Below are 13,852 nucleotides of genomic sequence, written 5' to 3'. Positions count from 1 at the left end.
GACTTGAGGTATGTACACTTCACCACCGCCATCGTCCCCACAAGCCAGATCGCAACAGCGATCTGGTTTTTCTCTTGGCCTATTCAGTCGTTCCTTCCTACTACTTGCTGCACTGATGCTCATCAGTCTAGGCGCGTGGCTGCAAGTGTTTTTCAGCATGGAAGAAGGCCCAAGGGCCAGACAGATGGCTCAGCGAGTTACTACTGCCGTTAGCATCACCCGCTCTGCATTGATGTATGCACCACCGCATGTACGCCCTGCGCTGCTGTTGGATCTAGCAACCAAAGAAGGCTTACGAGTACAGCCGCGCGACAGCAATGACACCTTAGAACCCCTGCAACGTTCGAATTACTGGCAAGAGGTATACCGGGAGATTCGTGCAGGCCTAGGTAGCCAAACACTAGTGATGTGGTCAGTAAACCAAATGCCCGGCATTTGGGTATCTTTTGATATCAATGACGATAAATACTGGTTAGTCTTTGACCGCGAACAATTAAGCCTTACCGCTGGCCCAGAGTGGCTGGGTTGGGCCATTACCGCATTATTGCTAGCTTTGATTGGCGCTGCTGTCAGTGTGCGCTTTGTGAACCATCCTTTGGCACGACTAGCTAAAGTAGCTCAACAATTAGCACGCGGGGAAACCCCTTCCCCATTACCTGAGCGTGGCCCCAATGAAATTCGTGAGCTAAATGTCGCCTTTAACCGTATGGCTCGCGATATACGTCAAGCTGAAGCAGACCGAGAAATCATGTTGGCCGGTATCTCTCATGACTTACGTACTCCCTTGGCCCGTATGCGCCTAGAGATTGAACTTAGTAATGTCAGCGATGAAACACGTCATGCCATTGACGAAGACTTGGCCCAAATCGATCACAGTATTGGTCAGTTGATGGAATACGCTAGACCGGCTGGCGCTGTGCCTGAAGAGGGCATTGATGTGTCTCACGCTTTGCAAGAGCTGATTGATAGAGAACGCTCACATACTGAAAGTTTGGGCGGCACACTCACAGCAGAAATTGAAACGGCACTGTTAGCCCGCATTCAAGCCAACGACTTGAAACGCATTGTCAGCAACTTGATTGAAAATGCTAGACGCTATGGTCGTAGCCCCTTAACCAATCAAGCCAACATACACCTGACAGCCTCAACGCGCGGCAACAGTATAGAAATTACGGTAGAAGACCAAGGGGTAGGGATTGAGCCACATGAGGTACAACGCTTATTGCGTCCTTTCTCTCGTGGCGACACCGCCAGAACTGGCGTCAGCGGTGCCGGTTTGGGGTTATCTATTGTAGAACGCTTGCTTGGTCACGTTAACGGCACCTTGGAGCTGATATCACATCCGCCCCAAGGTTTATTAGTGCGCATCACTATTCCACGCTTAAAACGCAGTCCGTCTTAAACGTTAATCACGCCACAGTAGCACTGCCACTGTGGCGGCTATACCTTCTTTACGACCTAAGTAACCCAACTCTTCATTGGTTTTTGCTTTGATATTGACGCGGTCTGTTTCCAATGACAGATCAGCAGCAATATTGGCCACCATGGCCGCAGCGTGCGGGCCAATCTTAGGCGCTTGGGCATGTACGGTGGCATCCACGTTGACGACTTTCCACCCTAAGCCTGCTACCAACGCCATCGCATCACGCAACAACACTCGGCTGTCTGCCCCTTTATAGCGCGGGTCAGTATCAGGGAAGTGCCTACCTATATCCCCCAACGCTGCAGCCCCTAGCAGAGCATCTGTTACGGCATGCAGCAATACATCGGCATCTGAGTGGCCCGCTAAACCGTGTGTGTGGGGAATGGTGACACCACCAATAATCAAATCACGCCCCTCTACCAAAGCGTGTACGTCAAAACCTTGTCCTACACGAATATCCATGACTTATAACCACCTATCCATCAATTCAAAATCTTCTGGCCACGTGACTTTTAGATTACGTTTAGAGCCAGCAATCAACAAAGGTTCCACACCCTGCAGTTCCACTGCAGAGGCCTCATCCGTAATGGTCGCGCCTTGTTGATGTGCTTTTTGCAGACACTCTAACAAGAAATTAGCTTTGAACATTTGCGGAGTTTGCGCAAGCCATAGGCCTTCGCGATCTACGGTTTGCTCACTACGAGCCAGCCGGTCGTCTTGCAACGGCGCTTGACGCTTCACCGTATCAGTCACAGGCCACGCAAGCAACCCACCTTGATCCTGCTCTAAACACGTAGAAATCAGGCGCTCTAAATCTTCTACTGGCACACCGGGACGTGCAGCATCGTGTACCAATGCCCAGGTATCATCGTCGGCTTTTAAATCTTCTAGCGCTTGGCGTACAGTTTGATCACGGGTATCACCGCCACAGTGACGCCACACAGTGCGCTCCATACCTTGTAAACAAGATTCCACCCAAGTGTCTTCCCTGCTTACAATAACCCTTATCTGACTAATGCGTGGTTCACGCAATAGCGCTTGCACAGTACGGCGCAACATGGGTTCACCACCTATCAAGGCGTATTGTTTAGGCACTGTGGCTGACAACAACACCGAACCACCACGGCGAGCCCGCGTACCTACGCCCGCTGCCGGTACAATTGCAATAATTTTTTTACTCATATCATCCCTTACCATGAGCTCCCTGACTTCATCCAACACCTCTGCCGCTCTGTCTTTACCCAGCACTGGCGAGTTGCTGAAATCCCTGAAGCCAGGGCAACGCTATACCCAGTCTTTACCACCTGGTTCTGGCGATGCTTGTCTGCTGGCTGATCTAGCCCAGCGTAGTGCACGCCCCCTAGTCATTCTATGTGCCAACCCATTGGATGCATCACGACTGGCCGACGAATTACCCTTATTCATTCCCAGTTTAAACATACGTCAGTTTCCTGACTGGGAAACTCTGCCCTATGATGGTTTTTCACCGCATGAAGCCTTAGTGTCTTCGCGCTTGCAAACCATGCATGCTCTGCAGCAAAAAACCGTCGATGTACTGACTGTACCGGTTAGCACGGCATTGTACCGTTTAGCACCACCTTCCTTTTTAGCCGCTTATACCTTTTCGTTTAAGCAAGGCAGCAAATTGGATGAGAGCCAACTGCGCGAACAAATGGTGCTGGCTAATTATAATCACGTCACCCAAGTTACCGCACCCGGTGAATTCTGCGTACGTGGTGGATTGATTGATATCTTCCCTATGGGTTCAGCTCTGCCCTACCGGTTGGATTTATTTGACGACGAAATAGAATCCATACGTGCCTTTGATGCTGACACTCAGCGTAGCCTGTATCCAGTGCCTGAAGTGCAGTTGCTGCCTGGCCGAGAATTCCCTATGGATGAGGCAGCCCGCACACTGTTTCGTAGTCGCTTTAGAGAGGTGTTCGAGGGAGACCCTTCTAGAGCCCTCCCCTATAAAGACATAGGTAATGGCATTGCTTTTGCCGGTGTGGAATATTACTTACCGCTATTCTTCGAAGAAACAGCCACATTATTTGATTACCTCAGTGATCAGGCTCTGGTGGTAACACATGGTGATCTGGCGCAAGCTATTGAGCACTTTCACACCGACACCCATAGCCGCTACACCTTCTTAAACGCCGATAGAGAACGCCCGGTACTAACACCTCATACGTTATTCCTGAATGAAACCGAGTTGTACTCACGACTCAAAGAGTACCCAAGACTGAGCCTGCAAGCCGGCGCCCCTCACCCTGATTTCGAGGCTTTGCCCGAAGTCGCTGTGAACCGCCGCTCTGAAGACCCTGTTGCTGCACTACGTAGAGAGATCACCGACCCCAAACGTCGCACCGTACTGTGCGCAGACTCTGCTGGTAGACGCGAAACCTTGGGGCAAATGCTGCAAGAGTTTGGCGTACACGTGCCATCTATTCCGGCAGACCTGCAAGACTTCCTACAATCAGATGCCCATTTTGCGCTGGTAGTAGCGCCGCTTTCCCAAGGCTTTGCCTTGCACGAAGCAGCCATAAGCATACTCACTGAAAACGATTTATACCCTACCCAAGCGCGCTCCCAGCGTCGCCGTGACAAACAAGAAAAAACCACTGATGTGGAAGCCATGGTGCGCGATTTGTCCGAACTACGTGAAGGCGACCCAGTCGTGCACAGTGAGCATGGCATTGGACGCTATTGCGGCTTAATAGAGATGGATCTGGGCGAAGGCCCAATGGAACTGCTGCACCTTGAGTACGCAAAAGAAGCCACTCTGTACGTACCTGTCTCGCAACTGCATCTAATTTCGCGCTATAGCGGCACCGACCCAGACGCTGCCCCCCTGCACCAATTAGGTTCAGGACAGTGGGAAAAAGCACGTCGCCGAGCCGCCAAACAAGCGCGAGACACTGCCGCCGAACTACTGGACCTCTACGCCAAACGCGCTCTGCGCACGGGTAATGAGTACAAACTGCCCTTTAGCGACTATGAAGAATTTTCTGCAGGCTTCGGTTTTGAAGCCACACCTGACCAGCAAGGCGCTATTGATGCGGTGTTGGATGACATGCGCTCTAGTCGCCCTATGGATAGGCTGATTTGTGGTGATGTAGGCTTTGGCAAAACCGAAGTGGCTTTACGTGCAGCCTTTCTTGCCGTAGCAAATGGTATGCAGGTCGCCTTGCTATGCCCCACCACGCTATTAGCAGAACAGCACGCACAAACCTTTACTGACCGTTTTGCCGACTGGCCTGTACGTGTGGCAGAACTATCGCGTTTCCGCTCAGGCAAAGAAAGCAAACAAGCCATTGATGGCTTAGCATCAGGGCAAGTGGATATCGTCATTGGCACACACAAGATTTTGTCATCCAGTGTGCAATTCAAAAACCTAGGCTTGGTCATTATTGATGAAGAACACCGCTTCGGTGTGCGCCAAAAAGAAGCGCTTAAAGCGTTACGTGCCGAAGTGGATATACTCACGCTAACGGCTACACCTATCCCCCGTACTCTGGGTATGTCACTGGAAGGTATACGTGACTTTTCTGTCATCGCCACAGCTCCACAAAAACGTTTGGCCATTAAAACCTTCGTGCGCCGTGAAGACGGTAGCACCATACGCGAAGCGTTACTGCGTGAACTGAAACGTGGCGGTCAGGTGTACTTCCTGCATAACGAAGTAGAGACCATTCAGAATCGTAGAGCCCGCCTAGAAGAGTTAGTACCTGAAGCACGTATAGGTGTCGCGCATGGCCAAATGCCAGAGCGCGAACTAGAAAGCGTGATGAAAGACTTCTATCAAAAACGCTTCAATGTCTTGTTGTGTACCACCATTATCGAAACCGGTATTGACGTGCCAAGTGCGAACACTATCGTCATCCACAGAGCCGACAGACTGGGCTTGGCACAATTACACCAGCTACGTGGTCGCGTAGGGCGCTCTCACCATCAAGCCTATGCCTACCTACTCACCCCCGGCGAGGATGCCATTACCAGCAATGCTAAGAAACGTCTGGAGGCCATTCAAGCCATGGAAGAACTAGGCTCCGGCTTCTTCTTGGCCATGAACGATTTGGAAATTCGTGGTGCAGGTGAGGTGCTGGGTGAGCATCAGTCTGGCAATATCCAAGAAATTGGTTTTTCCATGTACACCGATATGCTGAACACCGCTGTCAAAGCCTTGAAGGCTGGCGAAGAACCCGATTTAGACAGCCCATTCACCAGCGGCTGCGAAGTGAACTTACGCGCCTCTGCTCTACTACCTGCCGATTATTGCCCTGATGTACATGCCCGCTTAGGTTTATACAAAAAACTGTCACATGCAGCTGATAACGATGCGTTGAACAATCTGCAAGAAGAACTAATTGACCGTTATGGCCCGCTGCCTGAAGCAGCACAGACCTTGATGGCCGTACACCGCATACGTTTAGTTGCCGAAGCCTTAGGTATTACTAAAGTGGATGTGACCGCTGATTACGCCAATATTCAGTTTTCTAGCAAACCTAATGTTGATCCTATTACCTTGATTGAACTGGTACAGAAAAACAAACACATACGTTTTTCTGGCCCAGACAAATTGAAGGTGGAAATGCCCGCGGATGCAGATTGGAAGCAACGATCACAACAGGTTCTCACCCTACTACAACGTATAGGTAGAGCTTAAAAACAACGTGAAACTACTTGCCCACGTAAAAAACACTCGTTATAGTGGGCAGGTACAGTTCACTTTACAGAACCCATTCATGCCATTAACCACACACCACTCTACTCGCGCTTGCCCTACTTGGGCGGCAGGTGTGCGCGTGAATGCGGCTAATCCTCCCCCTCCCTCATCTATAGCACCTCCAGTGATGTCTAGCGTAGTTGTAGCTCGCGTCGTAGCAGTAGTCTAACGACCACCATCACGTCTTCTCGACTTTCACATATCGCCTACAAGGCGACTGATTGTTGACGCATATAGTTTCTATTAGATGAGAACATCATGTCATTTTTGAATCCAGCATGGTCAGCACACGCTGCCATGGGTTTATTTGTCTTGTTATGGGGCAGTGCCGCCCTTTTCACCCGCTGGGGTCTAGATTACGCCTCACCTACGGTCTTATTGCTGTTGCGTTTTTCGTTAGCCATGGGCGCCTTATTGCTTTTAGGCTTACGTAGACCCATCTGGCCCGCTAAAGGGACTAGGCTACAAGTTGCTAGTACCGGATTGCTGTTAGTAGGCGGCTACTCTATCTGCTATTTCCAATCCATGGCACATGGTATTACCCCCGGCCTCTTAGCGACACTATTAGGCACGCAACCAGTCCTTACATTGCTACTGACTGAGCGCAGATTCTCGGTGTGGCGATTAAGTGGTTTACTGCTCTCTATGGCCGGTTTAGCGCTGGTGGTATGGCAAGGTGCCTCCGTAGTGAATATCTCCACGCTAGGCTTGATTTACGGCTTAGGCGCACTAGCCTGCATCACCTTTGGTTCGCTCAAACAAAAACGTATTCAACAAGCCCCCGATGCCGTGCTACCACTACAGTATGTGATGACCCTGCTTTTGTGTGTCGTAGTACTACCGTTTGAGACCCAAACGCTTCATCTGGACTGGGGCTTACTCATTCCATTGCTCTGGCTAGGCTTAGTCATTTCTGTAGCCGCACAATTGCTGCTGTATCGCATGATACGTTCTGGCAACCTCGTCAACATCACTAGCTTGTTTTACCTAGTACCTGTTGTCACGGTGATTATGGACTACGTGTTTCTTGGCAATGCCCTACCCGCTTTAGCCCTGGTGGGAATGGTGGCTATTCTTGCTGGTTTGGCGCTGGTATTTAGAAAAGCCTAAACGTTGTTCTACACAAAAAAGCCTGCATGTGATGAGCATGCAGGCTTTTTCATGACTAGAAAAGCTATTTAGAAACTCAGTCTAAACCAGTTAATAATGCCGTCTAGTGGCGCATGATTCAATGCATAGCGCGCTTGCTCCTGCACTACTGGTTTGGCCCTATAAGCCACCGAGTAATGCGCCTTGGCCATCATTTTCAAATCGTTAGCACCATCACCAACGGCAATGATCTGCTCAGGCGTAGCGTTTAGCTCTGCAGCCAAACGTGCTACGTGATCTGCTTTGGCTTGTGCATCCAAAATATCACCCAACACACGGCCAGTCAGCTTGCCATCACGTACTTCCAGCGTGTTGGCATAGGCCTCATCAATACCCAAACGAGCTTTCAGCTTTTCAGTAAAGAAAGTGAAACCACCTGATACTAACAAAGTACGTACACCGTGTTTTTTCGCTTCGCCTACTAAACGCTCAGCGCCCGCATTCAGGTTCAAACGCTGCTCGTACACTTGCTGCAATGCCGACTCAGGTACACCTTCCAACAACGCCACACGTCGAATCAGGCTTTCAGAGAAATCTTTAATCTCGCCACGCATGGCAGCTTCAGTGATCGCGGACACCTGCTCTTTACGACCTACTGCAGCAGCAATTTCATCAATACACTCGATATTAATGAGCGTGGAGTCCATATCCATCGCCAAGATACGGCACTCGCGCAGCAGCTGGATGTTATCCAAGAACGCGAAGTCTATACCTTTACGTTCGCACTCAGCTTGCACTACCTCTTTGCAACTCGCATCCGCTTGCAACAGACGCACTACGGTAGGACCAAGCTCCTGCACGCCATTTGCGCTAACCAAAGCGGCGATTTTCTCTATAGCAACAGGATTAAGACATGGAGACTGAAGAATCAGATGTGACATGATACGTACGCACAAAAAGAAAACCCTTTGCTCATACTACCAAACCGAATCAAGAGGCATAGTAGTAGTTCAAAGGGTTACAACACGGAAAGAAATAACGTATTAGTACAGGCCGTCTGCAGCCATGGATGCTACACCACGGCGTCGTTTCACCAAATAGCGGAACACAAAGCCTGGATAACCTAACACCACGTACAAACAAAGAGCGATGGCATAGAACTCCCAGCGCTGTGGAAACACGTTACCTTGACTGGCTTCAAAGGCAAAGCCTAGAACACCCATCAATACAAACAGTATGACAAACTCTATAAGACGTGTAATCACACCTTTTTCAATAGCAGGCTGACTGCGTAACCAGAAACCTGGCAACCACATCAACACCGCAAACACTACAACCACTGCGGCTACTGTTAACAGAAGCACAGTGCTGCTATTGAAAAAAGCACGGGAAATATAGTAGTGCGAGGCATAGGCAGCGGCAGCAACCAGTGCTGCCATCACCACACAGCGCAACAGCCTGATGGCTGTTGAACCTTCTGCCTCGCCTACTTGACGCCAAGGCATACAGAACAGGGGACGTTGAACAATAAAGGGAAGATTAGCCGTCACAAACGATAGTGCAATCAAAACCCAAACTGCCGTACCCTGTCCCATACATTACCTCTTAGTAGAAAACCAACGAATCACGGATAACTTGCACACACAGTGCCAGCAAGCCGCTGGGCAGTATACCGTAAACCAGTACCAGCAAACCGTTCAAAGACAGAATGCCACCAGTTACCCAGCCCAAAGACAATGGTTCTGCGTTTTTCTCTTCTGGTTCGTCAAAGTAAGCCACTTTAACAACGCGCAGGTAGTAGAACGCACCAATCAAGGACATCAATACCGCTACGATCGCTACGCTGATGTAACCAGCACCAATCACTGCTTGCAAGATAGCCAGTTTGGCGTAGAAACCTGCCAAAGGTGGAATACCTGCCAACGAGAACATGGACAGCAACAGTACAAATGCCAAGATTGGGTGACGACGGTTCAAGCCTTTGAAGTCATCAATGTTTTCACATTCAAAACCTTGACGGCTCAGTACCAGCATCAGACCAAACGTGCTCAGTGTAGTCAGCACATAGATCACTGCGTAGAACAAGGAAGCACCGTAAGCGTCTTCGTTCACCAGACCATCTGCACCTACACCGGCCATGAAGCCCAAGAAGATGAAACCCATGTGCGACACAGTGGAGAACGCCAACATACGCTTGAAGTTGGTCTGCATGATCGCTGTCAGGTTACCGATAACCAGCGAAGCAATCGCCAACAACATCAGCATTGGCTGCCAATCAATAGCAATACCGTGCAGCGCTTCGATCAACAGACGCAGAGCCATGGCTACTGCTGCCAGTTTTGGCGCAGCAGCAATCACCAGCGCTACTGTTGTAGGAGCGCCTTGGTACACGTCAGGAGTCCACATGTGGAATGGCGCTGCAGTCAGTTTGAAACCCAAACCAGCCACGATAAACACCACACCAAACACCAGTGTCAGATGGTTCGCTTCGCCTGTGGAAATCGCAGCAGCGATTTGACCCAGATTCAACGTGCCAGTTGCACCGTAGATCATGGACATACCGTACAAGAAGATCCCGGAAGCCAATGCGCCCAGCACAAAGTACTTCATGGCCGCTTCGACGGAAGCCTGATGTTCACGACGCAATGCTACCAAGGCGTACAGCGCAAAGGACATCAGCTCTAGGCCCAAGTAGGCCATCAGCAAGCTGCCAGCAGAGATCATCAGCATCTGACCCAACAACGCCATCAAAGTCAGCGTGTAGAGCTCACCACCGTTTTGCAGCAGACCACGATCTTCAGCGTAACCACGCCCGTAGATCAACGTAACCGCTACAGCAATGTAAGACACAAACTTCAGGAAGTGAGACAGTGGATCAACTACATACAAACCACTGAAAGAAGTGCCGTACATGTCGGCATTCCACTGCCACAACGTGACACAAGCCACGATCACCAGTGAAACCAGCGACAGCACAAACGTGCTGTGGCGGTTTTCACCTTTATTAAAAGCATCGAACAGCAGTACCAGCGCTGCTGAGATCAGCAACACAATTTCAGGTAGCGCTAACGCGAAATCAAATGAATTTTCCATAATCTTCCAGGCCTACAGTTTCGATACAGACACATGCTGCAACAGTGCATCAACCGAAACGTGCATGACTTCTGTGAACGGTTTTGGATACACACCCATGTACAACACAGCAATTGCCATCACAGCCATGATGAAGAACTCACGACCACTTAGGTCTGGCATGCTGCGCACGTTGTCATTGGTGATGGGGCCGTACGCTACGCGTTTCAGCAACCACAGCGAATAGGAAGCACCGGTAATCAGAGCCGTAGCAGTCAACAGACCAATCCAGAAGTTGTACTGCACAGCACCCATGATCACGGTGAACTCACCGATAAAACCACTGGTACCTGGCAAGCCGGCGTTAGCCATGGAGAACAGTACGAAGAAAGTCACAAAACGTGGCATTACACTCACTACGCCACCGTAGTCAGAGATTTCACGTGAGTGCAAACGGTCGTACAGCACACCAATACACAGGAACATCGCGCCAGATACGAAACCGTGGGAAATCATCTGCATGATCGCGCCTTCCATACCGGTGGCGTTGAAGATGAAGAAACCCAGAGTTACAAAACCCATGTGCGCAACGGAAGAATACGCCACCAGTTTTTTCATGTCTTTCTGAACAATCGCTACCAGACCAATATAGATCACAGCAACCAGAGACAGAGTAATCATGAAACCGGACAGAGTGTGCGATGCATCTGGAGCGATAGGCAACGAGAAACGCAAGAAGCCGTATGCACCCAATTTCAACATGATCGCTGCCAACACAACGGAACCTCCTGTAGGCGCTTCCACGTGAGCATCAGGCAACCATGTGTGTACAGGCCACATTGGAACTTTCACAGCAAATGCCATGAACAATGCTAAGAAGATCAAGATTTGCGGTTTGATAGGCAAGGCCACATCGTGCCACGTTTTGATATCAAAGCTGCCACCGGATACGTTCCACAGGTAGATGAACGCTACTAGGGTCAACAAAGAGCCCAGCAAGGTGTACAGGAAGAACTTGAACGATGCGTACACTCGACGTGGACCACCCCATACCCCGATGATGATGTACATAGGGATCAAGGTAGCTTCGAAGAAGATGTAGAACAGCATGCCGTCAGCCGCTGCAAACACACCAATCATCAAACCGGACAAGATCAGGAAAGCACCCATGTATTGGGCGACGCGATCCTTAATGACTTCCCAGCCAGCCAACACCACAATAATAGTGATGAAGGCTGTCAGCAAAACGAACCACAACGAAATACCATCCACACCTAAGTGGTAGTTGACGGAAAACGTCTGGATCCAGGGAGTCAGCTCTACAAACTGCAGATCAGCTGTACTAGGGTCGAACCCCGTGTACAGCGGAATTGTTACCAGAAAACTCGCAATCGCACCAATCAGCGCCAAAGTACGCGTGAAGTTGGCACGGTCATCGCGCCCCAGTGCCAGCACCAGAAGGCCGGCAACGATGGGCACAAAGATTGAGAGCGATAACCAGGGAAATGTTGAAGACACCATATCGCTTGCCATTATTTAACCGTCAGCACAAAGAATGTCAGGAGCACCACAATACCGATGATCATGGCAAAAGCGTAGTGGTAGATGAAACCGGATTGGATACGGCGAGACACCGCAGCCACCCAACCTACAACACGAGCGCTACCGTTGACGATCAGACCGTCAATCAGACCTGCATCAGCCCCTTTCCAGAGACCAGTACCCAAACAACGAGCACCGCGAGCAATGACCTGTTCGTTGAACCAGTCCACGTAGTATTTGTTTTCCATGACCTTGTTGATAAACGCAGTGTTGCGTTTAATCGCGGCCGGCACAGCTGGGTTAATTAGGTAGCAATACCATGCTACGACCATACCCGCTACCACTAGGAAGAATGGCAATGTCACAAAGCCGTGCAATGCGTATTCCATCCAACCTTTCCAACCAGAAGCCAACTCAACAATTGCTGGGTGCTCTTCTGGGTGAACGGTGATGATATTGTCAAAGAAACTACCGTACAGCAATGGATCCACAAACCAGATACCTGTGATGATGGATGGCACAGCCAACAACAGCAAAGGTACAGTCACCACCCATGGAGACTCGTGTGGGTTGCCTTCCAGCGCATGGTGATCGCCCAACGCTTCTTTAGAAGGATTGCGGAAGTTTTCTTTACCGTGGAATACCAAGAAGTACAGACGGAAAGAGTACAGCGATGTCACAAACACGCCGATCAGCACACTGTAGTACGCGAAGTTAGCACCCCACAAACCAGCTTCAGCGGCAGCATGAGCGGCCTCAATGATGCTTTCTTTGGAGTAGAAACCCGAGAAGAATGGTGTACCAACCAATGCCAACGTACCGATCAAGAATGTAATCCATGTGATAGGCATGTATTTACGCAGCCCACCCATTGCACGGATATCTTGATTGTGGTGCATACCGATAATCACAGAACCTGCACCCAAGAACAGCAACGCTTTAAAGAAGGCGTGTGTCATCAAGTGGAAGATCGCGACGGAGTATGTCGATGCACCCAGTGCCACAGTCATGTAACCCAACTGGGACAATGTGGAGTACGCCACAACACGTTTAATATCGTTTTGGATAATGCCCAGAGCACCCAAGAACAATGCACCAATTGCACCGATCACAATGATCATGGACAACGCTGTGGTGGAGTGTTCATACACAGGAGAGAAACGAGCCACCATGAAGATACCTGCTGTCACCATCGTCGCCGCGTGAATCAAAGCGGAGATAGGTGTAGGACCTTCCATGGAGTCAGGCAACCAAGAATGCAGAGGCACCTGAGCAGATTTGCCCATAGCACCTACGAACAGCGCAATACATGCCACTGTTAGCAATTGCCAGTCAGTACCTGGGAATTTCATGGTGCTCAGTTGTGCTACATGCGCGAACACATCGTCGTAACGCATGCTGCCTGTGTAGGCATACAGCAAACCAATACCCAGCACAAAACCGAAGTCACCAACACGGTTCACCAAGAAGGCTTTCATGTTTGCGAAAATCGCCGTTTTACGCTCGTACCAGAAACCAATCAACAGGTAAGAAACCAGACCCACTGCTTCCCAACCGAAGAACAGCTGCAGCATGTTGTTAGACATGACCAGCATCAGCATCGAGAAAGTAAACAGCGAAATGTAAGAGAAGAAACGTTGGTAGCCAGGGTCTTCAGCCATATAGCCGATGGTGTAAATGTGCACCATCAGAGATACGGAAGTAACCACAACCATCATCAGTGCAGTCAAGCGGTCAATCAGGAAACCGATTTCCCAGCTTACGTTACCGATAGTGGCCCATGTGTACACAGCACCGTTGTAGGTTTGACCATCAATGGTCTGCATCAACACCATCACCGAACCGATGAAGGAAATCAATACACCCAAAATAGTGATGCTGTGTGCCGCTTTCTTGCCGATAAAACGGCCCAGAAAACCGGTACCAAAAAGGCCAGCCACCATGGCCCCGACCAGGGGAGCCAATGCAATAAGTAAATAAAGACTTGGTGAGTTCAT

Annotated in this window: 10 protein-coding genes; 3 read left to right on the top strand and 7 right to left on the bottom strand. The window is 49.9% G+C overall.

Annotation, left to right across the window (positions count from 1 at the left end):
* The first annotated feature begins 10 nt into the window (after positions 1-10).
* Positions 11-1,402, top strand: a complete 1,392-nt coding sequence (locus ACLO87_RS04480; RefSeq protein ID WP_430222891.1) for a sensor histidine kinase — start codon at positions 11-13, stop codon at positions 1,400-1,402.
* 3 nt (positions 1,403-1,405) lie between these two features.
* On the opposite strand, the gene ispF is transcribed toward ACLO87_RS04480, so the two are convergent.
* Both ispF and ispD read right to left on the bottom strand, forming a co-directional pair.
* Positions 1,406-1,885, bottom strand: coding sequence for a 2-C-methyl-D-erythritol 2,4-cyclodiphosphate synthase (ispF, locus tag ACLO87_RS04475; protein ID WP_135861445.1), 480 nt, complete (start codon positions 1,883-1,885; stop codon positions 1,406-1,408).
* Positions 1,886-1,888: 3 nt separating this feature from the next.
* On the bottom strand, positions 1,889-2,605 hold the full coding sequence (gene ispD, locus ACLO87_RS04470; RefSeq protein WP_135861446.1) for a 2-C-methyl-D-erythritol 4-phosphate cytidylyltransferase: 717 nt from the start codon (positions 2,603-2,605) through the stop codon (positions 1,889-1,891).
* Between the two features lie 13 nt (positions 2,606-2,618).
* Between ispD and mfd the strand changes: the two genes are divergently transcribed.
* Positions 2,619-6,092, top strand: coding sequence for a transcription-repair coupling factor (gene mfd / locus ACLO87_RS04465; protein ID WP_430222889.1), 3,474 nt, complete (start codon positions 2,619-2,621; stop codon positions 6,090-6,092).
* A gap of 318 nt (positions 6,093-6,410) precedes the next feature.
* On the top strand, positions 6,411-7,262 hold the full coding sequence (locus ACLO87_RS04460; protein ID WP_430222887.1) for a DMT family transporter: 852 nt from the start codon (positions 6,411-6,413) through the stop codon (positions 7,260-7,262).
* A 68-nt stretch (positions 7,263-7,330) separates the two neighbouring features.
* On the opposite strand, the gene serB is transcribed toward ACLO87_RS04460, so the two are convergent.
* The 5 genes from serB to nuoL all read right to left on the bottom strand — a co-directional run bounded on the left by serB (position 7,331) and on the right by nuoL (position 13,852).
* Positions 7,331-8,182 (bottom strand): phosphoserine phosphatase SerB, encoded by an 852-nt coding sequence (gene serB, locus ACLO87_RS04455; RefSeq protein ID WP_135861448.1) that lies wholly within the window; start codon positions 8,180-8,182, stop codon positions 7,331-7,333.
* 102 nt (positions 8,183-8,284) lie between these two features.
* The gene (locus ACLO87_RS04450) at positions 8,285-8,836 is read right to left on the bottom strand and encodes a DUF2818 family protein (protein WP_135861449.1); all 552 of its coding nucleotides are present in this window, start codon (positions 8,834-8,836) and stop codon (positions 8,285-8,287) included.
* Between the two features lie 10 nt (positions 8,837-8,846).
* The gene (nuoN, locus tag ACLO87_RS04445; RefSeq protein WP_430223721.1) at positions 8,847-10,337 is read right to left on the bottom strand and encodes an NADH-quinone oxidoreductase subunit NuoN; all 1,491 of its coding nucleotides are present in this window, start codon (positions 10,335-10,337) and stop codon (positions 8,847-8,849) included.
* Positions 10,338-10,346: 9 nt separating this feature from the next.
* Positions 10,347-11,834: an NADH-quinone oxidoreductase subunit M gene (locus ACLO87_RS04440; RefSeq protein ID WP_168246776.1), complete on the bottom strand. Its 1,488-nt coding sequence runs from the start codon at positions 11,832-11,834 to the stop codon at positions 10,347-10,349.
* An 11-nt stretch (positions 11,835-11,845) separates the two neighbouring features.
* Complete coding sequence (gene nuoL, locus ACLO87_RS04435) at positions 11,846-13,852, bottom strand: NADH-quinone oxidoreductase subunit L (RefSeq protein WP_135861452.1); 2,007 nt, start codon at positions 13,850-13,852, stop codon at positions 11,846-11,848.

The sequence above is a fragment of the Paenalcaligenes sp. Me52 genome, assembly GCF_050487965.1.
Taxonomy (GTDB): Bacteria; Pseudomonadota; Gammaproteobacteria; order Burkholderiales; family Burkholderiaceae_B; genus Paenalcaligenes.
This window is presented reverse-complemented; position numbering and strand designations above follow the sequence as displayed.